18 protein-coding genes and 1 pseudogene are annotated in these 24,695 nt (G+C 66.0%); 9 read left to right on the top strand and 10 right to left on the bottom strand.

The annotated features are described in order from the left end of the window. The first annotated feature begins 361 nt into the window (after window positions 1-361). The 3 genes from FLG15_RS19305 (at window position 362) to FLG15_RS19315 (ending at window position 2,450) form a co-directional block, all read left to right on the top strand. On the top strand, window positions 362-1,084 hold the full coding sequence (locus FLG15_RS19305; RefSeq protein ID WP_057678696.1) for a glycosyltransferase family 2 protein: 723 nt from the start codon (window positions 362-364) through the stop codon (window positions 1,082-1,084). Then, window positions 1,084-1,425 (top strand): lipid-A-disaccharide synthase N-terminal domain-containing protein, encoded by a 342-nt coding sequence (locus FLG15_RS19310; RefSeq protein ID WP_017156759.1) that lies wholly within the window; start codon window positions 1,084-1,086, stop codon window positions 1,423-1,425. Before FLG15_RS19305 ends, FLG15_RS19310 begins: the two co-directional genes overlap by 1 nt. Before the next feature lie 425 nt (window positions 1,426-1,850). Next, window positions 1,851-2,450 carry a hypothetical protein gene (locus FLG15_RS19315; RefSeq protein WP_057678695.1) on the top strand — a complete coding sequence of 200 codons (600 nt, stop codon included), beginning with the start codon at window positions 1,851-1,853 and terminating at the stop codon, window positions 2,448-2,450. Window positions 2,451-2,529: 79 nt separating this feature from the next. On the opposite strand, the gene FLG15_RS19320 is transcribed toward FLG15_RS19315, so the two are convergent. The 3 genes from FLG15_RS19320 to coaBC are packed head-to-tail and all read right to left on the bottom strand — an operon-like array spanning window position 2,530 to window position 6,627. Then, window positions 2,530-4,875, bottom strand: coding sequence for a phosphomannomutase/phosphoglucomutase (locus tag FLG15_RS19320; RefSeq protein WP_150147083.1), 2,346 nt, complete (start codon window positions 4,873-4,875; stop codon window positions 2,530-2,532). Between the two features lie 13 nt (window positions 4,876-4,888). After that, window positions 4,889-5,356, bottom strand: coding sequence for a dUTP diphosphatase (gene dut / locus FLG15_RS19325; protein WP_014091285.1), 468 nt, complete (start codon window positions 5,354-5,356; stop codon window positions 4,889-4,891). Continuing rightward, a complete protein-coding gene (gene coaBC / locus FLG15_RS19330; RefSeq protein ID WP_057685211.1) occupies window positions 5,353-6,627 on the bottom strand; it encodes a bifunctional phosphopantothenoylcysteine decarboxylase/phosphopantothenate--cysteine ligase CoaBC in 1,275 nt (424 codons plus the stop codon). The genes dut and coaBC overlap by 4 nt, the downstream gene beginning before the upstream one ends. Window positions 6,628-6,723: 96 nt before the next feature. On the opposite strand from coaBC, the gene radC reads away from it, so the two are divergent. The 5 genes from radC (at window position 6,724) to FLG15_RS19355 (ending at window position 11,573) form a co-directional block, all read left to right on the top strand. Further along, window positions 6,724-7,401, top strand: coding sequence for a RadC family protein (gene radC / locus FLG15_RS19335; protein ID WP_057678699.1), 678 nt, complete (start codon window positions 6,724-6,726; stop codon window positions 7,399-7,401). A gap of 87 nt (window positions 7,402-7,488) precedes the next feature. Next, window positions 7,489-9,177: an arginine--tRNA ligase gene (gene argS / locus FLG15_RS19340; RefSeq protein WP_017156754.1), complete on the top strand. Its 1,689-nt coding sequence runs from the start codon at window positions 7,489-7,491 to the stop codon at window positions 9,175-9,177. Window positions 9,178-9,355: 178 nt separating this feature from the next. After that, complete coding sequence (locus FLG15_RS19345) at window positions 9,356-10,240, top strand: SPOR domain-containing protein (protein ID WP_057678692.1); 885 nt, start codon at window positions 9,356-9,358, stop codon at window positions 10,238-10,240. A gap of 6 nt (window positions 10,241-10,246) precedes the next feature. Next, window positions 10,247-10,780 (top strand): hypothetical protein, encoded by a 534-nt coding sequence (locus FLG15_RS19350; RefSeq protein WP_057660418.1) that lies wholly within the window; start codon window positions 10,247-10,249, stop codon window positions 10,778-10,780. 37 nt (window positions 10,781-10,817) lie between these two features. Further along, window positions 10,818-11,573 (top strand): SDR family NAD(P)-dependent oxidoreductase, encoded by a 756-nt coding sequence (locus FLG15_RS19355; RefSeq protein ID WP_057660420.1) that lies wholly within the window; start codon window positions 10,818-10,820, stop codon window positions 11,571-11,573. Between the two features lie 247 nt (window positions 11,574-11,820). Here the strand turns inward: FLG15_RS19355 and FLG15_RS19360 are convergent, their stop codons facing one another. From FLG15_RS19360 to speA, 5 genes and pseudogenes are all read right to left on the bottom strand, one after another. Next, window positions 11,821-12,948, bottom strand: coding sequence for an acyltransferase family protein (locus FLG15_RS19360; protein WP_057678691.1), 1,128 nt, complete (start codon window positions 12,946-12,948; stop codon window positions 11,821-11,823). Between the two features lie 137 nt (window positions 12,949-13,085). Beyond that, on the bottom strand, window positions 13,086-14,417 hold the full coding sequence (locus FLG15_RS19365) for a glycosyltransferase (protein WP_150147086.1): 1,332 nt from the start codon (window positions 14,415-14,417) through the stop codon (window positions 13,086-13,088). Next, window positions 14,410-18,411: pseudogene (locus tag FLG15_RS19370) on the bottom strand (amino acid adenylation domain-containing protein). Before FLG15_RS19370 ends, FLG15_RS19365 begins: the two are co-directional and overlap by 8 nt. Before the next feature lie 563 nt (window positions 18,412-18,974). Next, window positions 18,975-19,154, bottom strand: a complete 180-nt coding sequence (locus FLG15_RS19375; protein ID WP_057660426.1) for a hypothetical protein — start codon at window positions 19,152-19,154, stop codon at window positions 18,975-18,977. Between the two features lie 137 nt (window positions 19,155-19,291). Further along, the gene (speA, locus tag FLG15_RS19380) at window positions 19,292-21,178 is read right to left on the bottom strand and encodes an arginine decarboxylase (RefSeq protein ID WP_057687010.1); all 1,887 of its coding nucleotides are present in this window, start codon (window positions 21,176-21,178) and stop codon (window positions 19,292-19,294) included. 237 nt (window positions 21,179-21,415) lie between these two features. Between speA and speE the strand changes: the two genes are divergently transcribed. Further along, complete coding sequence (gene speE / locus FLG15_RS19385) at window positions 21,416-22,273, top strand: polyamine aminopropyltransferase (RefSeq protein ID WP_057679033.1); 858 nt, start codon at window positions 21,416-21,418, stop codon at window positions 22,271-22,273. Between the two features lie 349 nt (window positions 22,274-22,622). Here the strand turns inward: speE and FLG15_RS19390 are convergent, their stop codons facing one another. Both FLG15_RS19390 and FLG15_RS19395 read right to left on the bottom strand, forming a co-directional pair. Next, the gene (locus FLG15_RS19390; protein WP_057679034.1) at window positions 22,623-23,234 is read right to left on the bottom strand and encodes a PH domain-containing protein; all 612 of its coding nucleotides are present in this window, start codon (window positions 23,232-23,234) and stop codon (window positions 22,623-22,625) included. Window positions 23,235-23,416: 182 nt separating this feature from the next. Then, the gene (locus FLG15_RS19395; RefSeq protein ID WP_057679036.1) at window positions 23,417-24,238 is read right to left on the bottom strand and encodes a hypothetical protein; all 822 of its coding nucleotides are present in this window, start codon (window positions 24,236-24,238) and stop codon (window positions 23,417-23,419) included. Between the last annotated feature and the right edge of the window lie 457 nt (window positions 24,239-24,695).

Consider the following 24,695-nt stretch of genomic DNA (forward strand, 5'->3'; position numbering starts at 1 on the left):
TGGTGGGGTCTGCGGCGCAGGTGCGCGACGGCATCGATGGACCCATGGAGCGCAGGGCGCCGAGGCCGCCATGCGAGCCAGATGCAGGGCTTGCCTTCGATCAGCCGCCCTGGCGTACGACCGCATGGCAGACACGCGATGCACGTGGCGATGGGTGCCAGCTGTGCTGCAGCGGGCGATCAGGCGTGATCGGCCCGCGAGTCCACGCATTTGCAGCCTTGGCCACTCCCCACCACACGCTACAGGCTGCTTCCAACCGTTCCGCTGCGCATAACGCGTGCATGCTTCATGCCTGACTCAGAGAGTCAGGGCACAATGCCCGATCTTTTTCGCTCAGCCTTCATCCGGCTACCCCGCATCCATGAGCCAACCTCAGCTGTCCGTCGTCGTCCCGGTATTCAACGAGCGCGATAACGTCGCCACGCTGGTGGGCGAAATCGTCAGCGCCCTGCGCGGCGTGGTGGCCTTCGAAATCGTGTATGTCGACGACCATTCGCGCGACGACACGCTCTCAGTGCTGCAAGGCCTGAAGAGCACCACACCGGAACTGCGCGTGTTGCATCATGTGACCCAGAGCGGCCAGAGCACGGCGGTGCGCAGCGGGGTGAAGGCCGCACGCGCCAGCTGGATCGCCACGCTCGATGGCGACGGCCAGAACGACCCGGCCGACATCCCCAAGCTGCTCATCGCGCGCAGTCAAGCGCAGGCGCAGGTGAAGCTGTTCGCCGGCTGGCGGGTCAATCGCCAGGATTCCGGCTCCAAGCGCTGGGCCAGCAAATGGGCCAACGCGATCCGCTCACGCATGCTGCGCGACAACACGCCCGACACCGGCTGCGGCATCAAGCTGTTCGAGCGCGAGGCGTTCCTGGACCTGCCGTACTTCGACCACATGCATCGCTACCTGCCGGCGTTGATGCAGCGCGCCGGCTGGCGCACGGTGAGCGTGCCGGTCAACCACCGCCACCGCACCGCCGGGGTGTCCAAGTACAACAATCTCAATCGCGCCCTGGTCGGCATCCGCGACCTGCGCGGCGTGGCGTGGCTGATCACCCGCAGCAAGCGCACCGTGGTGGAGGAACGTTGATGGAAACGAACCTGCTGGACCAGCAACTGACCTGGCTGTACTGGACCGGCATCCATGTGACCGGGTGGAAGCTGATCGGCTATGTCGGTGCGCTGATGTTCGGTGGCCGCTGGCTGGTGCAGTTCGTTGCCTCCAAGCGCGCCGGCAAACCGGTGATTCCGCGCCTGTTCTGGTACATGAGCGTGGTCGGCAGCCTGATGACGCTGAGCTACTTCGTGTTTTCGGCCAAGCAGGATTCGGTGGGCGTGTTGCAGAACCTGTTCCCGGCGTTTACCGCGTTTTACAGCCTGTATCTGGATGTGAAACATCGCGGGTGGAAACGCGACCGGGCCGGTCATTGAGGCGGGGATTTGGGATTTGGGATTCGGGATTCGGGAATCGAATCTCCTGGGCCGAATAGTTGCTGTGATCGAACGCAATTGGTGAGCGCCGTGGTGGTTGAGATGGATACGAGTGCGTGTCGCTGCAAAATCCATTGCCGCATCTGATTTTTGGTGATCCTTCGTGGTTTGGCGCTGCCTCAGCGTACGGAATTGATCCGGGTGCGCTGCGACAGAAGCGATCCGGGCCCACTGCATCTCACCGACCAGGTTTTGGGGATGTGATGCACGTGATTGATGAGCGCCTGCGCGCCTCGACGTCACCCGCTGCATCCACCCAATGCAGCGCAGCTTGCCGGAGGCGTGGCGATAGCGTTGACCGCTGATATCCACTTTTCGGACATGCCACTGCGCGCGCGGCCGACGCGATCGTGGGTTGCCTGCCGATGTCGCCGTTCCTGCGCCACGGGCACGCTGTCACCATGTCCAGAGCGCTCCGTCCTCGCCCCCTGTCCACGCCGACGCTTGAAGCAGCGTATTGGCATTTGCGGCTGCCCACGCATCAGCACGTGCCGCTATTCGCGGATTGGCGCTGCGCTCGCGCCGCGGCGGCCAGCCTGGCGCTGCCACGCCATTGGCAAGGTGCGCAGTTGTTGTGCTGGGTGTTGTTGCCTGACACGTGGTGCGGGTTGCTGCAGGCACCGAGCAAGGCGGCATTGCTGCAATTGGCCATGGCGGCGCGACTGAAGACTACCGATGCAGTCAATCGCGCACGCGGGCGTGGTGGAACGGTGTGGCAGCCGCAGATGCAGGTCACGGCGCTCCCGCTGCAAAGCGATCATCGACAGTTCGCCCGCACGCTGGTCGCCTTACCCCTGCGGGCGGGCCTGGCCGAGCAGGTGGGCGGGTATCCGTACTGGGACGCAGTCTGGCTATTGCCGGTCGGTCACGGCGCCGCATCGATCACCACGCAATGCGGTCGCGCCGAGCCAACCGGAGCAGGTGGAACACACGGGCGACCGCGTACACCGGGAGATGCCGGATGACGGCCCGCCGCGTCGCGCACCGGCCCAGCTGCGTTGCCTCTCCACAGGCAACGCAGCGAACGGTCCGCGCATCCGGCAATCAGAACGCCAATGGATGCTCCGGCAACAACGTCTGCAGTTCGTTGCGGAACAGCGTGCGAATCCGCTGCAATGCGGCCTCGCTGTCGGCTTCGAACCGCAACACCAGGATCGGCGTGGTATTGGAGGCGCGTACCAGACCCCAGCCGTCGATGAAGTCCGCGCGTAGCCCATCGATGGTCGACAGCCGCGCCGATTCGAACGGCGATTCTTCGCCGGTCTGCGCACGCGCGACAAAGCGCGCCACCAGCGCATGCGCATCGCCTTCCACCGGCACCTTGATCTCCGGCGTAGCGACACTTTCAGGCAAGGCGTCCAGCACCTCGGACGGCGTCTGCTCGCGCTGGGCCAGGATTTCCAGCAAGCGTGCGGCAGCGTAGATGCCGTCGTCAAAGCCGTACCAGCGCTCCTTGAAGAAGAAGTGCCCGCTCATCTCGCCAGCCAGTTCGGCGTCGGTCTCGCGCATCTTGGACTTGATCAACGAATGACCAGTCTTCCACATCAGCGGACTGCCGCCGTTGCGCAACACGTAGTCGGACAGCTTGCCGGTGCACTTCACGTCGTAGATGACCAATGCGCCCGGATTGCGCTGCAGCACATCGGCGGCGAACAGCATCAGCAGGCGGTCCGGAAACACCATCGCGCCTTCCTTGGTCACCACGCCCAGGCGATCGGCATCGCCATCGAACGCCACGCCGATATCCGCATCGAAACGCTGCACCATCTTCACCAGGTCGTTGAGATTGTGCGGCTCGCTCGGATCGGGGTGATGGTTGGGAAAGGTGCCGTCGATGTCGCAGTACAACGGAATCACTTCGGCACCGATCGCTTCCAGCAGGCGCGGTGCGATCTCGCCGGCCGCGCCGTTGCCGGCATCCACCACGACCTTGATCGGGCGGTCCAGCTGGACGTCGTCGGCGATGCGCTGGATGTAGGCATCGCTGATGTCGCGCTGTTCCAGCTCGCCAGGCGTGGCAGCGGTATGCAGGCGGCCTTCGTTGATGCGCTGGTGCAGTTCGGCGATAGCGGCGCCGGACAAGGTCTCGCCGCCGATCACGATCTTGAAGCCGTTGTAGTCCGGTGGATTGTGGCTGCCGGTCACCGCCACACAGCTGCCGGCACGCAGTTCGTACGCGCCGAAGTACACCACCGGCGTCGGTGCAAGGCCGATGTCGGTCACGTTGCAGCCGGCGCGGCGCAGGCCTTCGATCAGGCCATTGCTCAGCTCCGGTCCGGACAGCCGGCCGTCGCGACCGACCACCACATCGCGCAGTCCCTGCGCCTGCATCACGCTGCCGATGGCCTGGCCGATCAAGGCGGCAACGCCGGGGTTGAGGTCTTGGCCGACCACGCCGCGGATGTCGTAGGCACGGAACATCTCGGTGGCGACCTGCACTGCCGGCACCAGCGCTGGCGGTGCTGGCGGTGCCTCGACGTCCAGCGCGCGTGCTTCGCTGGCAACGCTGGCGTCGTGCTGCAGGCTTTGACTGAAGGTGGGTTCATCGGCGCCGGATTGGTTGGCAACCCGGCGCCGCGGCAAGGCCACCTGCCCCCGGCTGGCCAGCACCAGCAGCACCGCAATGATCAGCAGCAATGCCGCCACGATGGCGCAACCGACGGCGCCCAAGCCCAGCGGGCCGCTATCGCCTTGCGGCACCGCCGCAGCCACGCGCAAGCCGCTGTTCCCAAGCGGCCTGGCCAGCGTTTCGGCGGCATCGGCCAGTGCCATATCGCCCTGCTGGGCGACGTTGTAGCTGCCCTGGCGCAGGGCCAGGTAGGCGCTGCTTGGTGCCGCAATTGCATCCAGCGGGCCGGTCAGGCGCAGCAACGGCAACCGCGCATACGCCACCGCCGGCTGCCCGCTAAGGCGCACCGCGGCAGCCACGCCCAGGCGGACTTGTTTGGCGTCGCGCACGACCCGGACCTGGGCACGGTCGGCCACCTGCGCCGATTCGAGCAGGCTCAGACGCGCGTAACCGAAATCCTTTGGGTTGGCATAGGCCGCGGCAAGGTCCCCAGGCAGCACCTGGACATCCTCGGCACCTTTGAAACGCTCGCGGATGGCCGATGCGGCCGCCAGTGCGTCGCCACCGGCCAACGCAGCGACGACCGGCGGCTGCTTGAGCACCGCATCGAGCTGGCCGGCCTGCGTGGCCATGGCCTGGCCTAGGTCCTGCACGGCACGGTCGCGCACCTGCTCCAGCCCTTGCGCCACCGTGTCTTGGCGCCATTGCGCATAACTGTTCCAGCCGAACCAGGCAGCCAGCAGCACCAAGATGCCCCCCAACACCGGACCACTCGTACGCACGCTGGACATCCCCTGCCTGCGCTCGTTCGTCTTGCTCATGTCATTTCCCCTGTCAGCGCACGCCGGTGTGGCCGAATCCACCCGCTCCCCGCGCGCTGTCGACGAAAGTATCCACCACTTGCAAGCCCATACGCACGATCGGCAGGACCACCAGCTGCGCGATGCGGTCGCCCGGCTCGATGGTGAAGGCCTCGCGGCCGCGATTCCAGGTGCTGATCAGCAACGGGCCCTGGTAATCGGCATCGATCAAACCGGTGCCGTTGCCAAGCACGATGCCGTGGCGATGACCCAACCCCGAGCGCGGCAGGATCACCGCGCACAGCTGCGGGTCGGCCAGATGGATCGCGATACCGCTGGGAATCAACGCCGCATCGCCCGGCTGCAGCGTCATCGGCGCCTCCAGCGCGGCGCGCAGGTCCATGCCGGCACTGGATTCGGTGGCATAGGCCGGCAGCGGCCACAGATCGCCGAAGCGCGGGTCGAGCAACTTCACCTGCAAGGACTGGGTTGGGGGGCTCATGCCTGCAATCTCTCCGCGATCAGGGCCAGCAGCTGGTCTGCCAACTCGGTCTTGCTGCTGCTGGGGAACACGCGCTCGCCGCCCTGCCAATAGGCCGTGGCTGCGTTGTTGTCGCTCTCGAATCCGCCGCCTTCGATCCCCACCTGGTTGGCGATGATCAGGTCCAGCCGCTTGGCCGCCAGCTTGCCACGGGCGTAATGCTCCACGTCGTGCGTTTCGGCAGCAAAACCGACCACCAGTTTCAGCGCGCCGGTCTGCGCGGCGACCTCGGACAGGATGTCCGGGGTGCGCACCAGTTCCAGGGTCAACGTTTCGCCGGTCTTCTTGATCTTTTGCGACACCACCCGCTTGGGGGTGTAGTCGGCCACGGCGGCAGCGCCGATGTAGATGTCGGCCGGGAATGCGCCCAGCACCGCGTCGCGCATCTGCGCGGCCGAGCGCACGTCGATGCGCTGCACGCCGGGTGGGGTGGTCTGATGCACCGGCCCGCTGACCAGCACCACATCGGCGCCCTGCCTGGCAGCTGCGGCGGCCAGGGCATAGCCCATCTTGCCGCTGCTGCGATTGCCGACGTAGCGCACCGGGTCCAGGTCTTCGAAGGTGGGGCCGGCACTGATCACGATGCGCAGGCCTTCCAGCTGGGCGCTGCTAGGAATGAAGACGGGCGCGGCGACGCTCTTGGCGCCCTCCGGGGCAGCGTTGGCGACCGCCGCGCCGCCGGCCAGCGCCGCAATGATCGCCGCCGGTTCGGCCAGCCGGCCGGGGCCGGATTCGCCCTCGGCCAGCGGGCCGTCGTCAGGGCCCACCACCGCCACCCCGCGCGCGCGCAGGGTGGCGATATTGGCCTGGGTGGCCGGATGCAGCCACATGCGGTGGTTCATGGCCGGCGCCACGGTCAGCGGCGCGGTCGTGGCCAGGCACAGCGTGGTGACCAGATCGTCGGCCAGACCATGCGCCAGACGCGCCAGCAGGTCGGCGGTCGCCGGGGCGACGATCACCCGGTCGGCCCAGCGCGCCAGTTCGATGTGGCCCATCGCCTGCTCGGCGGCGCTGTCCCACAGCGTGGTGCGGGTGGGCTGCCCGGACAATGCCTGGAAGCTGAGCGGGGTGACGAATTGTTGCGCACCGCCGGTCATGGCGACCTGCACCTGCGCACCGGCGTCGCGCAGGCGACGGACCAGTTCGAGCGATTTGTAAGCGGCGATGCCTCCGCCGACGCACAGCAGCAAACGCTGTCCGTCCAGGGGGCGGGCCTGAGTGGAGCCGATCACGTCGGGGTCGTCCTACGGTTACAAGGACAACTAGATTAGCCGATGCCTCTGCTTGGCCTGATGGGCGTCGGCGATGAGCACCGGCAATCTCGCCATATGCACATACACGACTGGCCCACCCACGAACGCCCGCGCGAGAAACTTCTGGCGCGCGGGGCCACTGCCTTGTCCGATGCCGAGCTGCTGGCGATCTTCGTCGGCTCCGGTCTGCGTGGCCAGGATGCGGTGCAGACCGCGCGCGATCTGCTGCATCGGCACGGCCCGCTGCGCCTGCTGCTGGACCGCCCGCCCAGGACGTTGGCGCGCCTGCCCGGGCTGGGCCCGGCCTCGGCCTGCAAGCTCGCCGCCGGGATGGAACTGGCCCAGCGGCACCTGATGAGCGCGCTGGAGCGTGGCCAGGCGCTCAGCGACCCGCCCAGCGTGGGCCGCTACTTCTCGCAGCGGCTACGCGCGCGGGCCTATGAAGTGTTCGCGGCGCTGTTCCTGGACAACCGCCACCGCGCCATCGCCTTCGAGGAACTGTTTACCGGCACCATCGACGGTGCCGACATCCACCCGCGCGAAGTGGTCCGGCGGGCGCTGCTGCACAACGCGGCGGCGGTGATCGTCGGGCATAACCACCCGTCGGGTAATCCGGAGCCCTCCGAGGCCGACCGCGCGGTCACCAAGCGGCTGCTGGACAGCCTGGAGCTGGTGGACATCCGCCTGCTGGACCATTTCGTCATCGGCGATGGTCGGCCGGTGTCGTTCGCCGAGCGCGGCTGGCTAGAATGAGCAGTGGTGCGCTGACCTGAACCATCGGTCGGACCCTGCGGCACGCGGTCGGGTAAAATCGCTGGTTTGGTTCCAAGCAGATCCCACGTGAAAGCCCTACTCCGCGCACTGATCGGCCAAGGCATTGAAGCCTTGCGCGCCAATGGCACCCTGCCCGCCGACACCCTGCCGCCGGATTTTGTGGTCGAGCGACCCAAGACCCGCGAGCACGGCGACTTCGCCACCAACGCCGCGATGCTGCTGGCCAAGGCTGCGCGCAGCAATCCGCGCGCACTGGCGCAGGCGCTGGTTGCCGCGCTGCCGGCCAGCGACGACGTGACCAAGGTGGAGATCGCCGGCCCCGGATTCATCAATTTCCATCTGGCTCCCACCGCCTACCAGCGCGAAGTGGCGCATGTGATCAAGCAGGGTCACGACTACGGCCGCGGGCTGGCCGGCAACGGCCGTTCGGTGGGCGTGGAATACGTTTCGGCCAACCCGACCGGCCCGCTGCATGTCGGCCACGGCCGCGCCGCGGCCATCGGCGACAGCCTGGCGCGCGTGCTCGACGCCAACGGCTGGAACGTCAAGCGCGAGTTCTACTACAACGACGCCGGCGTGCAGATCGAGAACCTGGCGTTGTCGGTCCAGGCACGTGCGCAGGGGCTCACCCCCGACAGCGACGGCTGGCCGGAAAACGGCTACCGCGGCGACTACATCGCCGATGTGGCCAATGCCTACCTGGCCGGCGAGACCGTCGACCTGGAGGGCCATCTGGTCACCGGCACCAAGGATCCGGCCGATCTCGAATCGATCCGCCGCTTCGCGGTGGCGTACCTGCGTAACGAGCAGAACCACGACCTGGCGGCGTTCCGGGTCGATTTCGACATCTACTTCCTGGAAAGCTCGCTGTACAAGGACGGCAAGGTCGAAGAAGCGGTGCAGAAGCTGATCGCCTCCGGCCACACCTACGAGGAAGGCGGCGCGCTGTGGCTGAAGTCCACCGACTTCGGCGACGACAAAGACCGCGTCATGCGCAAGTCCGACGGTACCTATACCTATTTCGTGCCGGACGTGGCCTATCACCTGACCAAGTGGCAGCGCGGCTACGAGCGCGCCATCACCGAACTGGGCGCAGACCACCACGGTTCGCTGACGCGCGTGCGCGCCGGCCTGCAGGCGATGGAACTGGGCATTCCGCAGGGCTGGCCGGAATACGTGCTGCACCAGATGGTCACGGTGATGCGCGGCGGCGAGGAAGTGAAACTGTCCAAGCGCGCCGGCAGCTACGTCACCCTGCGCGACCTCATCGAAGAAACCAGCGCCGATGCGGTGCGCTGGTTCCTGATCGCGCGCAAGCCCGATTCGCAGCTCACCTTCGATATCGACCTGGCGCGTGCGCAGAGCAACGACAACCCGGTGTTCTACGTGCAGTACGCGCATGCGCGCGTGTGCAGCGTGCTGCGCCAGGCGCAGGAAAAGGGCTACAAGTACGACCAGGCCCACGGCCTGGCCGAGCTCGCATGCCTGGAAGACGAGCACTCGCTGGCGGTGATGCTGGAGCTGTCGCGTTACCCGGAAGTGGTGGAAATCGCCGGTCAGGCGTTGGAGCCGTATCAGATCGCGCAGTACCTGCGTGAATTGGCGCACGCCTTCCACACGTGGTATCACAACAGCAAGGTGCTGGTGGACGCTGCCGCCGAGCGCGACGCCAAGCTCACCCTCGCGGTCGCCACCCAACAGGTGCTGGCCAATGGCCTGGAACTGCTCGGCGTCAGCGCTCCGGAAAAGATGTAAACAGGCGGCCGCTGCCGGGTGCCATCGCAGGCAGCGGCGCAGCGCATGGCACGGCGGTAGGCGCCGGCCTGCCACCTCGGGTGCCGATGGCGCTCACCGGGCAATCAGCGCATCGGCGCGCGTTGCCACAGCACGCGGGCCAGCGGGCCCGCAACGACACGATTCGGAGAAGTGGTAGATGGCAGCACGACGCGGTAAGAGTCAGGCCCGGCGCAACACCAGCAATGGCACCCCCGGTTGGGTGTGGCTGGTGGCTGGCGCCGCGATTGCGGCAGTGATTTTTCTGGCCGCACCCAACCTGTTCAAGAAGGACGGCGACGGTTTCCTGCGCGTGGGCCCGCGTGCCAATCCGGATGCGCAGCCCGAGCCGGTGGCCGATGCCGACGTGGACACGCCGGCCGAACTGCCCAAGCCCAGCGCGCAGCCGCCCAAGCCGCAGGCCAAACCCGGCGATGCACAGACCCAGTACGACTTCTATACCTTGCTGCCTGGCAAGGAAGTGCAGATGTCCGACGCCGAATTGGCTGCCAGTGCGCGCGCCGAAGAGGCCGCGCGAGCGCGTGCGGCGCTGGAAGGCAAACCCGTGCCCCCCGCACCCGGCGCCAGCGTGGCAGCCGCTACACCGGCCGCCAGCGTCGCGATGCCATTGAAGGAAACCAGCGCCAGCGCACCCAAGCCGCTGCCGGAAACCGCACCGGCACGCCCGGCCGCCACGCCGGCTCCGGCCAGTACCGCCGCACTCACCACGCCGGCCGCCGCCGCGCCCAAACCCGCCGCAACCGCCGCCGCTGCAACAGCGCCGCCGGCTGCTGCGCCGGCGGTCGCCGACAACACCCGCTACATCCTGCAGGCCGGCTCGTTCGGCGCCTCCGGCGATGCCGAATCCACCAAGGCCAAGCTGGCGATGATGGGCCTGGCCGCACGCGTGGAATCGGCCGACATCAGCGGCAAGACGGTCTATCGCGTGCGCATGGGGCCCTACGGCAGTGCCAGCGAGCTTGCCGAGGCCAAGCAGAAGCTCACCGGCAGTGGCCTGTCCGCCATCGCGATCAAGGCGCAGTAAACGCCCGTGTTGCGACGTATCGCTGGCATGTTGCTGGGCGTCCTGGCGTGGGCCGGCCCGGCGCAGGCCACCGATCAGCTGCCCGACCTGATCCAGATCGACGGCCAGCAGGCGACCCTGCTGGCCGAACCCTTGTCCGGCCCACTGGACGACCCAGCCACCTGGAAGCGTTTCGTGGCGCACGCCGGCAGCGCGCTGGGCAGTTGCAGCGCCAACTGGCGCGGCTACCGCGCTTACTGGCGTCTGGACGGACACCAGCTGTGGCTCGATCGCGTGGTCTTGGGCGCCTGCGCCGAGGCACCGCCCACGCTGCCGTTGGATGTCCTGTTCCCCGGCCAGCCAGCGCCAGTGCCCGCCGCCTGGGTGGATGGCGAATTGATCGTGGCGCTGCCCGCCACCGCCACGAGCGCTGCGCACGCACCGGCCCCGTACGTGGCGCTGCAGCTGCGGCGTGGCCACGTCGTCGCACGCCAGGCCCTGACCGACGAGCTGCTGCGCGCGCGGCATGCCGCAACGGCGAACCCGCGGCCTGCTCACTGAATCTGCTTCCCGCCCCCTGTCCTCCCTGGAGTTCCCCATGTCCAAGACCGTCCTGATCACTGGTGCCACCTCCGGATTCGGCAGCGCCGCCGTGCGCCGCTTCGCCGCAGCCGGCTGGAAGGTCATCGCCACCGGCCGTCGCGCCGAACGCCTGCAGGCGCTGGCCGCTGAACTGCCGGCCGGGCAGGTACACGCCGCCGCGTTCGACATGCGCGATGCACACGCCTTGTCGGACGCGATCGACGCGGTGCCGGCCGCATTCGCCGAGATCGACGTGCTGGTCAACAACGCCGGCCTGGCGCTGGGAACCGCGCCCGCGCAGCAGGCCGACCTGGCGCAGTGGCAGCAGATGATCGACACCAATGTCACGGCGCTGGTCACGCTCACCCACCGCCTGCTGCCGGCGTTGATTGCGCGCCGCGGCGCCATCATCAACATCGCTTCGGTCGCGGCCACCTACCCATACACCGGCGGCAACGTCTACGGCGGCACCAAGGCCTTCGTGCAGCAGTTTTCGCTGGGCCTGCGCTCTGACCTGCACGGCACCGGCGTGCGCGTGACCTCGATCGAACCGGGCATGGCCGAGACCGAATTCACCCTGGTGCGCACCGGCGGCAACCAGGCCGCGTCGGACACGCTGTACCGTGGCGCCACCCCGATGACGGCAGAAGACATCGCCGAACAGATCTTCTATGTCGCCAGCCTGCCGGCGCATTTGAATATCAACCGCCTGGAAATCATGCCGGTGACGCAGTCCTTTGCGGGGTTCCAGGTGGCCCGCGACGCGCAGTGAGGCGTTGCAACGACGCAAGGGCCTAGGCGGTGAGCGCGCAGTGCGCCAGGCACACCCCCCGCTGCGCCGCGTAAGCGGTACGGAGCATCGAACGGAGCATCGAAAAGCCGCGCACTGCGCGGCTTTTCTTTGCATCGGCGCTGCAGATTCGCAGCAATTGCGCAGACCGGTTGCCTGACACCAGGTGCTGCAGCGGCGGCCACCATGCGCAACCGGTGCACGCTCGCCGTTATCCGCAGCCATCGCATCATGCAAGTTCGGCATCGCGGCGCGCGGCTGCACGCCTTCGCAGCAACGCGCTACGCAGCTGCAGGAACGGACGTTCCACCATGTAATGCAACAGCGCACCCGCCGCCAGCGCCACCACGCCATACACCGCAAAGGCCAGCACGCCATGGCCGTCCAGCGTGGTGCCCAACCAGCCCTGGGTCACATGGAACATCGCCTTGTGGGTCAGATACACGCTGTAGGAAATGGCGGCCAACCAGGTAGCGCCCGGCACGCGTAGGCGGCCCAGTACGCTGTCGGTCGCGGTGCCTGCCAATACCAGCAAGGCTAGCCCCAGCGAAAGCACCGGCCAGCCCACTGCGTTGCCGATCAAACCGGTACGTTCGCGAAACAACCACATGGCCAACGCCAGTACGGCCAGCCCGGCAAACGCCCAGGTCGTGCCGCGCTGCTGCAGGCGCTGCCATGTGTGCGGGCGAAACACCTTGACCACTGCCAGCACGACCCCGGCCAGCAAACCGTCCAGCCGGTTCCAGGTGGGGTAATACAGATCTTCCACAAACCAGTTGCGCTGCTGGCCGCCGCCGAGTTGATCCAGCGCCGTGTTGTGCAGCCACACGCTGGTGCGCAACGCGATGCCGGCGACCACCACCGCCACGCACACCGCGACCACGCGCGCGGCCGATGGACGCCGCAACAACACCGTCGCCAGCAACGGAAACACCAGATAGAAATGCTCTTCCACGCAGAGCGACCATGCGTGCGAGAACGCGGCCTGCTCGCCGTAATCGACCAACAGATTCAAGGTGAAGGTGAGAAACATCCACCATGGCGCCAGCCCGGGCGATTCGCGAAAACCCGGCCATGCCATGTAGATCGCCAGCACCACCAAAAACGCCGGCAGGATGCGGAATGCGCGGCGCAGGTAGAAATCGGCGAAGTCCAATGGCTTGCCGCGCGACAGCGGAGTCAGCACCTGGGTGCCGATCAAAAAGCCGCTCAGCACGAAGAACAGGTCCACCCCCATCCAGCCGTAGCGCGACAGCCATTCCCAGTCCGGCCCCAACCCGCCGACCACGAACGAATGGAACAGCATCACCCACACGATGGCGATGCCACGCAACAGGTCCAGAGCGGGATAGCGCATGCGGGCCAGATCAACCGAGGGAGCCCGATTGTGCCGCATGCCGGCAGCGCACAGTGCGTCGCTGCCAACCACGCACTGCTACGCGGCGCCGCAGTGCGCGCATCGCCTGCGGCGGCAGATGCGCAGCATCGCCACGCCTATGCGATGGCGTGCTGCTCGGTCCGTGTGGCCACTGCGGGCGCCACTGCCGTGGGTTCAAGCAGGTGCCAGGCTTCCAGCTGATCGACCGCGTTGCGGACGCCGTCTTCCTGGCCAATCCGTTGCCCGAGTGCGCGCGCGGCCGCGCGCATGGCCGGCGTGCTCGCCTGCTGGATGGCTGCGGCCAGGGCTTCTGGCTGCAGCCCGGCACGCGCCAGCGCGGGCGGCGCAACCCCGCGCTGGGCCAGGCAATGCGCCCAGAACGACTGGTCGTAGCCAAACGGCAGCACCACCGAGGGGATGCCCGCCGCCAACGCGGCACCGCTGGTGCCGGCACCACCGTGATGCACGGCCACAGACACGCGCGGGAACAGCCAATCGTGCGGTGCCTGTTCCAGATGGAAGAAGCGCTCAGCGTCATCGGCGGCAGCGGCATCCCCGGCCCCCAGGCCGCCCCAGCCGCTGGCCAGCAACGCGCGCTGCCCGGTCAGTCGCACCGCTGCCTTCACCGTAGCAGTGAGCTGCGCGACGGCGCTGCTGGTCATGCTGCCGAAGCCGATATACAGCGGCGGCGGCCCGGCCTGCAAAAACGCCTGCAGCGCGGCCGGCGGTTGCCACTGCGACGGCGGCAGTTGCCAGAAGCCGCACACCTGCGCGCTCTCCGGCCAGTCCGGCGGGCGCGGGCACACATGCGCGCTATAGCCGTAGATCGCGCGCAGCGTGCTGCGATCCGGACCGCTCCACGGATACCCCGGCAGCCCCAATGCCGGACGCACGATATCGTTGAAGGCCGGCCGCATCAGCTGCCAGCCGACAAAGCGCATCAGGCGATGCAATGCCACGCTGACACTTCCCGGCAGACGCAGGTTGGGCATCAGCATCAACGGCAGGTGGCGCGACTCGGTGAGCGGCTGCAACTGCGCAAACGCCACCGGCACGCCATACGCCTCGCCCAGGCTGTGGACGAGGAAACTGGCACTGCCCACGCCCAGGATCAAGCCGGCATCGGCGCACGCCGCACGGCCCTGGGCGGGCCAATCGCGCGCCCACTCCAGCAACTTCCTGCGCAAGATGGCAGGGGCGCCGCGCATCTCGGCAACGTCCGGATGGTCTTGCAACAGCTTCTGGAGATCGCCGCTGAGCGGGAAGAATTCCAGGCCGTGGGCACGGATCAAGGTCTCGAAGTTGGAACTGGTCAGCACCCGCGCCGGATAACCGCGCCGCTGCAGTCCAAGCGCCAGCGCAATGATCGGGCGCACGTCCCCGTGCGTGCCGAGGGTGGCGATCACCACCGGCCGCTGGCGTGACGGATCGGCTCCGGACTCAGGCATATTCGGTCACTCCGTCGCCGGCGACCGCACCATGGCCGGCCTGCCCCACAGGCTGCACAGCCCGGGTAGCCTCTGCGGTAGCCGCGTGCAGCACGCTGCTGAGCGTGGCCGAATGAGTCGGCGAGAGCATCGAATGGTGGTCGCTGTCCAGAACGTGCAGCTGCAAGTTGCGCACGTACGGATGCCACGCCTGGGGACGGTAATCCACCCACAGCGCATCGTCGCCGCCGGAGCTCATGCGCACCCTCGCCTCGACAAAGACCACATCCTGGTCCAGCGGCTTGGGCCGATGACGCCGCGCCAGCTGCAGGTAATGCTGGGTGAGGGCGCCCAGATAGTCCAGCAAGGTGGGACGTTGCTCCAGCAACTGGCGCACCGCAGGCAGGTCGTTCAGCCCGTAGTGATCGCACAACAGGATGGCCAGCTCGGCGACCGTGGTCGGCATCGGCTGGCCCGGCGCCAGATGCAAGGCCAACGCGTGCACCGAGGCGCGCACGTTCTCCGACTCCGACAGCGATGCGGCCTGTTCCAGATGCGGGTAACTGTCGAGCATGGCCAGCAACTGGACCTCTTCGCCCAGCGCATGCAATTCGGCCGTGATGGCGTGCGCGATCAGACCGCCCAGCGACCAGCCCAGCAGACGGTACGGCCCGGTCGGCTGCACGCTGCGCAGACGCGCCAGGTAATCGCGCGCAATTGCCTCGATGCTCTCCGGACGGTGCTGCGGGTCGCTCAAGCCCGGCGATTGCAGCGCATACACCGGCCACTGCGGATCCAGCTGACCCAGCAAGGTGAGATACGACCAGCCCAGACCGATGACCGGATGGATGCAGAACAGCGGCGTGGTGCCGGCGGTGCCTGCACGCAGCGGCAGCAGCACGCTCAACGGGTCGTTGGGCGTGTGTGCGCTGCGCCTGATCACTTCGGCCAGGCCGGCGATCGTCGGTGCATGGAACAACGTGCCCAGCGGCAGTTCCACCCCGAACATCTGCGGGAAACGCGCGGCCATTTCCGCCGCACGCAGCGAATCGCCGCCAAGCTCGAAGAAGTTGTCTTCCACGCCCACCACTTCGATGCCCAGCACCTCCTGGAGCATCGTTGCCAACTGGCGTTCGAGCGCATCGCGCGGCGCCAGATGCGCGCGTTGCGGCAATGCGCCGGGCGCCGGCAATGCACGCCGATCCAGCTTGCCGTTGGGGGTCAGCGGCAACGCCTCCAGCGGCACCCACAGGGTGGGAATCATCGATGCCGGCAGGCGCTGCTGCAGATGCGCGCGTAGCAGCTCGACCGATGGCGCGTTGCCGTGCTTGCCGACCACATAGGCCAGCAGTTGCAAGGCATGCTCGCCATCGCCATGGCCCACCACCACCGCCTGTGCCACCTGCGAATGCAGCAGCAAGGCGCTTTCGATTTCGGCCGGCTCCACCCGATGCCCGCGGATCTTCAGCTGCGCATCGGCGCGCCCGATGAATTCCAGCAGGCCATCGCTGCGTTGACGCACACGGTCGCCGGTGCGGTACATGCTGCTGCCGTCGTCGGCGAACGGGTCGCGCATGAAACGCTCGCTGGTCAGCTGCCGCTTGCCGCGATAGCCCTTGGCCACGCCTGCGCCACCGATATACAGCTCGCCGATCGCACCGGTCGGCAGCGGTTGCCGCTGCGCATCCAGCACATAGACGCGCGTATTGAGCAGCGGTCTGCCGATCGGCGGTGCGGCGGCATCGGTCAGCTGCAACGGCATGATGGTCGACCAGATCGTGGTTTCGGTGGGCCCGTACAACTGGGTCAGGCGCCCTACCCGGCTGAGCAATTGCGTGGCCAGCTCCGGCACCAACGCCTCGCCGCCGATCAACGCGTGGATGCGATCCAGCACCAGATCCTCATTGGCCAGCAGAACGCGCCACAGCGATGGCGTGGCCTGCACCACGCTGATGTGTTCGTCGGCGATCAACCGCGACAGACCGCGCGGGTCGTGGCTGATACCGGCTGGTGCAATGACCACGCGCGCACCCACCAGCAGCGGCAGGTACAACTCCAGCCCGGCGATATCGAAGGTGATGGTGGTGACGGCAAGGACACGATCGCGCGGACGCAATGCCAGCTCGTGCTCCATCGCATGCAGGAAATTGAACAGGTTGCGATGGCTGATTTCCACGCCCTTGGGTGCGCCGGTGGAGCCGGAGGTGTACAGCACGTACGCAGTGCCGTCGGGCGTCGCCAGCGGTGCGATCGCCTCCGGCAACACGGCCGGGCGCGGATCCAGCCAGACCATGCCACCGAGCAGGTAGCGCTCGCACAGCGCCGGCTCGCAGACCAGGCCGATGGCACCGGAATCGTTGAGCATCTGGCGGTTGCGTGCGGCCGGGCTCTCCGGATCCAGCGGCAGATACGCGGCCCCGGACCACATCACCGCCAGCAACGCCACCAACAGTTGTTCGCTGCGCGGCAACGCCACCGCGACCACGTCGCCAGGGCGCACGCCATCGGCCACCCATTGCGCAGCGATGCGCGAGGCAAGCTCGCACAGCGTGGCGTAGTCGAGCGTGCGGTTGTCGTATTGCGCCACCACGGCCGCAGGCATCAACTCGGCGCGTTGCAGCATGCCGTGCAACAGCGTGGCCGGTTGCGGCAGCGGCGCGGCGGTGTTGTTCCAGGTGTGCAGCAAACGTCGGCGCTCGCTGTCGCCGAGGACATCCACCTGGCCCAGCGCACATTCCGGATCGGCCAGCACCGCGTCGGCCAGATGGGTCAGGCGACGGCAGTGTTCGGCCAGTTCCTCGCTGTCGTACAACGCCGGGTTGGCATCCAGATCGAAACGCAGCGCGGCCCCATCGCCGCGTTCGTAGCAGAAGATGGTGAGGTCGTCGGCCGGGCCGTTGGAAAGGTTGTGCGGTACCGCGTACGCCTCGCCGAAGCGCAAGGTGTAGTCGAAGGCCTCGATGTTCACCGCCAAGCGTGCGAACTTCTGCTCCATCCCGAACATGCCCAGATCGCGGCGCACGTCCTCGAAGCGGTATTGCTGATGGCGCAGTGCATGACGGACCACCGACGACACCTGCGCGAACAAGGTATGGATAGGCTGCTGCGGGTCCATCTTCAGGCGCAGCGAAATCACGTTGGCCACCAGGCCTGCGGTTTGCCTATAGCGCGCGTTGATGCGGCCGGTCACCGGCATCGCCAGCACCAGATCCTCGGCACCGGTGCAGCGGTAGTAGTACGCGGCAATCAGCGAAATCAGCATCTGCGGCAGGCTGGCGCCGTACTCCTTGCCCAGCGCGCGCAGACGCACCACCTGCTGCGGCGAGAACTGCCCGGTGCCGCGCAACAACCCGGTGGACAGCGGATTGCCCGGCCGCGCCAGCGTCGCCGGCGGCGGCAGATCGGCCAACTGCTGCATCCAGTACTCGCGATCGCGCTGGAACCGATCGGAGTTGCGATAGTGCTGTTCCATTTCGAGCAGCGACAATGCACTGCCGTACTGCGCAGGCTCCGGCTCCACGTCGGCCAGGTAGGCGTTATAGAGCACGGCCATGCGCTGCATCATGATCGACGCGCAGTAGCCGTCCATCACCAGATGGCTCACGCATTGCACCCAGATATGATGATCTTCGCCAAGACGGAACACCGCGCAATGCCATAGCGGCCCGTTCTGCAGGTCTTGCCGGCTTGCGGATTTCTTCGTCGATCCAATGTTCGGCGGCATTACGCGGAGCCGGATCGGAGCTGACATCGAAGTATGGAATCGTGCCGTTGTACTCGGGCAAGACTACCTGCGAAGGCACGCCCTCGTGCTCGACGATACACAGGCGCAGCGTATCGAACTCGTGCGTCAGCTGCATGCTGGCACGGATCAGCACCTGGGGATTGAGCGGGCCGAACATTTCCAATACTTCGGCCAACATCAAGGTGTTTTCGGTGTGCAACTTGTTGGCCACCCAAAGGCCACGTTGCGCCTTGGTCAGGGGAAAAAAACGGGAGAGGCGTCAGCGTGCATTGCGTGCATCCTTCTGGTGTGGCGCGCAGTCCGTCGACACCCTTCAACCGTTATCGGTCAATGGACACCGGATCAGCACCTGGCTTGAGAAAACGAGGGGTAAGAAACACCGCCGACCACCGACAATTGCCGGTAATACGCGATGGAAACGCATGATGAAGACGCACAGCACAGCGACTCGCACAATCGAACAACAATGTGCAGGTGACTAGTTGAAGCACTTGTATCCCGACAAGTTAAACGAACACTAACAATTCGCGCGGGGCCGAAACCGTGCAAAAAATCACGGAAATCGCGTGATGCCGAAAATTTTCTTTCTGAACTGTGATTTGAACTAGTGTTCTACATGCATACATCCGATCGAATCCCGCGCCGCATCCGGCATACCGCATGGTCGACGCTACGCACGCAGTTCAAGGCGAATATGCGCGCATCACCGCAGATAAGACCCCGCATTGAATAAGACCAATTCCAAATGAGCGTTACTGGAATTAGGTTATTCGGAAAATCACTTTATGAGAGAAAAGACGCCTTCAATGCGTTTGACTCCCTCGCGTGCACGATCACGCGATGGTCGCCTGATTGTCATCGGCATGCAGTACAAACGCGCGAAGAACGTAAGCTCGAGCCGATCGCAAGGCGTAGCGCATGACAAGTGCAGGCACTTTGTTCGATCCGGCGGGGTACGGCTGCATGAAGCGCAGGATCGCAGCCGACCAGCGCACGTCTGCGCGATCGCGCATCGACACGTTGCAGAACCTGCAGCGTCCATGCCGGTGATGCCCCTGCCGCTTCAGGCGGCGCTTGCGGCACGAGCGCGTGCAGGATGGGCCATGTCGCGCACCGCCAGCGCTGCGGCCCAGCCGCAGCGCATTGCCGATCAGCCCAGCGGCTCGTCGGACAGGTAGGTGTAGCCGGTCAGCCCCGCTTCCAGCGCAGCGCTGAGTTCCTGCGCCCGTTCCGGCGACAGGTGTGCGGCAGCAATGCGCTCGGCATAGGTGGCACGCAGCGTGTCCAGCTGATAGCCCACGTAGTCCAGCATCACGTCGGTGGTATCGCCGCGGCGCTGCTGTGCGATGCGATAGCCATCGCGATTGACCACCACTTCCACCGCATCGGTATCGCCGAATAGGTTATGGATATCGCCCAGGATTTCCTGGTAGGCGCCGACCAGGAAGAAGCCGATGCGATAGCTCTCACCGGCATTCAAGCCATGCAGCGGCAGCGAGCTGTCCAGGCTCTCGTTCTCGACATAGGTCTTGACCATGCCGTCCGAATCGCAGGTCATGTCGGCGATGATGCCGCGCCGCTGCGGCGCTTCGTTCAAGCGCTCGATCGGCACGATCGGGAAGACCTGATCGATCGCCCACACGTCCGGGATCGATTCGAACACGCTGAAGTTGACGAAATACTTGTCCACCAGCCGCTCGTTGAGCTCATCCAGCACCGGGCGATGGCTCTTCTCGTCGAAGCTCAGGCGTGCGCGCACGCCATGTGCGATGGCATAGAACAGGTCGTCGATGCGCGCGCGCTGCGGCAGGTCGATCTGGCCCAGCGCGTACGCGCTCAAGCCTTCGGCATGGAAATGCTGGGCTTCCTGGAACAGCTCCACCGCCGGACGCACATCGAGCTCGTCGTGGATCTCGCGCAGGTGGCGGATCGCGGCCGGCTCATCGTCGTGCGCGTCCGGCACGCGGCCTTCCGGCGCCTGCTCCACTTCCGACACGTTGGCGATCAGCACCGCGTGGTGCGCGGTCATTGCGCGCCCGCATTCGGTGACGACGCGCGGCGGCGGCAGGCCATGCTCTTCGCAGGCGCTGGCCAACGGCTGCACGATGTTGCTGGCATACGAATGCAGGCCGTAGTTGATCGAGCAATAGCTGCGCGAGCGCGTGCCTTCGTAGTCGATGCCCAGGCCGCCGCCCACGTCCACATGGCTGATCTTCGCGCCCAGGCGCGAGAGCTCCACGAAGTAGCGCGTGGCCTCGCGCATGCCGTTGGCGATGTCGCGCACATTGGAAATCTGCGAGCCCATATGGAAATGCAGCAGATTCAGGCTGTCGGCGTACTCGGTGTCGCGCAGCGTCTTCCACAGGTCCAGCACCTGCCGCGGCGAGAGCCCGAACTTGGCCTTGTCGCCGCCGCTGTTCTGCCACTTGCCCGCGCCCAGCGAGGCCAAGCGCATGCGCACGCCCAGGCCGGGCTTGACGTCCAGCGCGCGCGCCTCTTCCAGCACCAGGGTCAGCTCGGACGGCTTTTCGATGACGATGAAGGTCTGCAGCCCGAGTTTGCGGCCGATCAGCGCCAGGCGGATATATTCGCGGTCCTTGTAGCCGTTGCACACGATCAGCCCGCCCGGACGCGACAGCGCCAGCACCGCCATCAGTTCTGGCTTGCTGCCCGCTTCCAGCCCGAAGCCTTCGCCGTGGTGGCTGGCCAGGGTGCCGGCCACGCCACGATGCTGGTTGACCTTGATCGGGTACACCGCGGTATAGCCGCCGGCGTAATCCCACTCCGACTGCGCCTGCGCAAACGCTGCCTGCAGCTTGCCCAGGCGCTGGCCCAGGATGTCCGGGAAGCGCACCAGTAGCGGCAGCTTGGCACCGGCTGCGCGCGCGGCATCCACCACCTCGGGCAGCGACACCGCCGGGCCATCGGCGGTCGGCGTGACCACGACATGTCCGGCAGCGTTCACATCGAAATACCCGTCGGCCCAATGCGGGATCGAATAGGTCTTGCGGGCTTGGTCGAGGGACCAATCGCTCATTTCGCTGTCTCGGCTGGAATAAAAAAGGGCGTGAAGTGTAACGCCTGGCATGCGCAGGGTCCGTTACAATCCGCGCCGACTTCACGCCCCTCTCCTGGTTGGAGCGGGGCCGAGCAAGGGTCAGCCGCTGTGCAGTTTGGCTGCACGGGGCTGCGCCCGACCCTCATCCGGCGCTTTGCGCCACCTTCTCCCGGTGGGAGAAGGAACTGCCCGCTTCTTTTCGATTAGGACGTCCGCATGAGCACCAACGACAACTGGTACATCGAACACTTCCAGCCGACCGGCTCGGCGATCGGCTTCCGCATCAGCGGCAAGCTGGACGAGGTGCAGTCCCCGTTCCAGAAGATCGAGATCTACCAGACCACCGATTGGGGCAAGCTGATGCTGATCGACGGCGCGGTGATGCTCACCAGCCGCGACAATTTCTTCTACCACGAGATGATCAGCCACCCGGCACTGTTCACTCACCCGGCGCCCAAGCGCGTGGTGATCATCGGCGGCGGCGACTGCGGCACGCTGCGCGAGGTGCTCAAGCACCCCGGCGTGGAAAGCGCCACCCAGTGCGATATCGACGAGCAGGTCACCCGCATGTCGGAGAAGTATTTCCCCGAGCTGTGCGACGCCAACCACGACGCGCGCGCCGAACTGCTGTTCGACGACGGCGTGGCCTACATGGCCAATTGCCCGGCCGGCAGCGTGGACATCGTGATCGTCGATTCCACCGACCCGGTTGGCCCGGCCGAAGGCCTGTTCAACAAGGCCTTCTACGAGAGCTGCTTCAAGGCATTGAAGGACGACGGCATCCTGGTGCAGCAGTCCGAATCGCCGCTGGCGCTGCTGGACCTGATCAACGAAATGCGCACGGAAATGGGCAAGGCCGGCTTCCAGTCGTTCAAGACCTTGCCATTCCCGCAGCCGTGCTACCCCACCGGCTGGTGGAGCGTGACCATGGCCAGCAAGCAGGCCAAGGCCGATTTCGCGTTCCGCCAGGACGCTGCGCAGGCCAAGGGCTTCGACACGCTGTACTACACCGCGCACCTGCACACCGGCGTGCTGGTTGCCCCGCCGTTCGTGGCCAAGGCACTGGGCGAGTAATCGCGGCTGGCCGAGCATGGCTGGCACGTGCAAACGGCAAGTGTTTAAGCATGGCGCCTGAATGGACGCGGCCGGTTCCTGCAAACGGCCGCGCCCGCTTGGCGGTGAGGTCCAGCCGTTTTGCGGGTTTTCTGCATGGCCTGCGTGCTTACGGCGCGCGGGCCGATGCATTGGCACACCGATCAGGTCTGCCGTGGCCGCGCAACGCTGGTGATGTGCGAGGCCAGCGCGCCACCCCCAGCCTTCTGGCACAGCGATCCGCCGATAGCGCGGCCGTTGATGCGTCACTAGCTGCGATCTATGGGCCGATGTATGTGAAGCCCACCGATGCATCGATGCGCTGCGCAAGCTATAGGCGCGCCAGCACTTCTGTCTTCTTGGCGTCGAATTCGTCCTGCGTGATCAGCCCTGCCTCCAGCAATTGCTTGAGCTTGCTCAGCACCTGCACCGGATCGTCGGTCGCAGGAACCGCACTGGCTTGCGGTGCCACTGCCGCACCCTGCGCACCAGGCGCATGCACCACCACGCCACCGGCCGCCGCACGCAACTTGTCGATCTCCAGCTGCTGGCGCTTTTCGTAGGCGGATTCTTCTACCTGCTGCGCATAGGCATACACGCGCCGCGCCTGTTTCTTGGGCAGGCTGTCGATGGAAGCGTAGGCGCCCTGCGTGGTGCGGCACATGATGGTGGCTCCGAGCATCTGTTCGCTCATGTGCACATCGAGCACCTCGCGCCAGGGGAAATCGCGGAACGTCATGCCGAGCAGCTTTGGGTAGACCACGATGAAGCGGCGGTTGGTCAGCACCACCGCATCCGGAGACAGGTTCATCACCATTTTCTTCTGCACGGCGATGTACTCGACCTGCTCGTCGCGGGTCAGCAACTCGGTGATCTTGGGCAGGATCTTGCCCACCGCCACCGGGTCCTGTTCGTCCGTCAAAAACTGCGCCAATGCGTCCATCTGCCCTCGCCAACGGTTGAATCAGTGCGTTGACCAGGACACTACAGCAAGCCGCATGGATGGCGGTGCAATGCCGACCGTTTGCGGTGCAGCTTCAACTGGATCGCTGTCCGCTGCATCGCGGTGCATGCGGCATGACGCAGAAGGGGGAGCGCTGCCGCCCGCCCTTCGACCAGCGCTAGTTAGAAGCGGACTTCCAGTACTGCGTTCAGTACGTCTGCACGGTTGATGGTGGTGTCTTGGGCATAGTCGTAGTAGTCATTGGCGTAGACGTAGTTGGTGTACATCGCGCTCACGCTCGCATGCTTGCCGATATCGAGGCCCAGGCCGAGGCTTGCGTAACCGCCAAAGATTTCGTCGCTCATGTCTGCGACCTCGGCATACCATGAGCCAAGGCGGACTACCGCGAACAGCGGAGTGTCGCCAAAATTGAAACGTGCCGTACCCCCAATGCCGCCAAACTTCACTGCGGGGATAAAGACATCGTCGGCCGTATCGCCGCGGTCCAGGCGTCCAATCGATCCCTCAAGTCCGATCAACGTGACCGAGCCAGCACGCCAGCGATAGCCGGCGCTGAGGCCAAGCATGTCTTGCTTATAGCCACTGAAAACCTCACCTCGACCACGCTGCACGCCGATGAACGCGCCCCTTTCAATGCGCGATTCCTCCACCCGTGTGTAGCTCGCTGCGGGGACAGGCGCTGCCGGGTAAGCAGCGGCAGGCTGGCCTGCCTCTGCCTCAGTCGGCTCGGTCACCGTATTGAATCGGCCGGGCGCACCAGGCTGGCCGGAGCCGCTTCCACCGACAGCGGCCGGCGCTGCGCCAACGCCCGCTGGCGCCGGACGCGACGATGGCGCTGCCGGCGCGGCAACGCCTTGCGTGCCGGTCTGCTGCTTTTGCTGTTGACGGTAGCTGTCCCAGCCGCGCGACAACGACTGCGCCGAGGCCTGAGCCGTGACGCCGAACGCCGTGCAAGCCAACAGCAGTGTTGCGGTCCTTTTCATTGCATCCCCATGAGTCGTGCTCCATCGTTTCCGCATCCTTGCGCACGCAGGTGGCACCTGACGGCGTCTGGAAGTGGCGCAAGTTGCAGTCGTATTCGGAGACGCTTTTCGGCATCACCGGATGTCGTGCGACATCGATGCAGGGCGACGCTCGAAGAGCGTGCCCGTGTTAACGCGTGCTGCAGCCCCCTGACCGCAGCCGGCACAGTGTCTGGAGTCTCATTCGCTGTCAAGAAGCAAAGTGACCGTCAACGCACTTCATCAGCCGGCGCGGACAGCGCCGACCCTGAGGCAAGACGCAACGCCGGCGGGGCGAATCATGGCCTGGGCTGGCGTGCCTGTATGCACTGGCCGGTACATTCCGATCCTGGTGGTTCCTGTCAAACGCCTGATTCCAAATGCTGTTCCACTCCCGGAACATTTCATTTGTTAAATAAATATAATTTCAATACTAACA

Origin of the sequence: Xanthomonas phaseoli pv. dieffenbachiae, from assembly GCF_008639345.1 — a bacterium.
GTDB classification, from domain to species: domain Bacteria; phylum Pseudomonadota; class Gammaproteobacteria; order Xanthomonadales; family Xanthomonadaceae; genus Xanthomonas; species Xanthomonas phaseoli.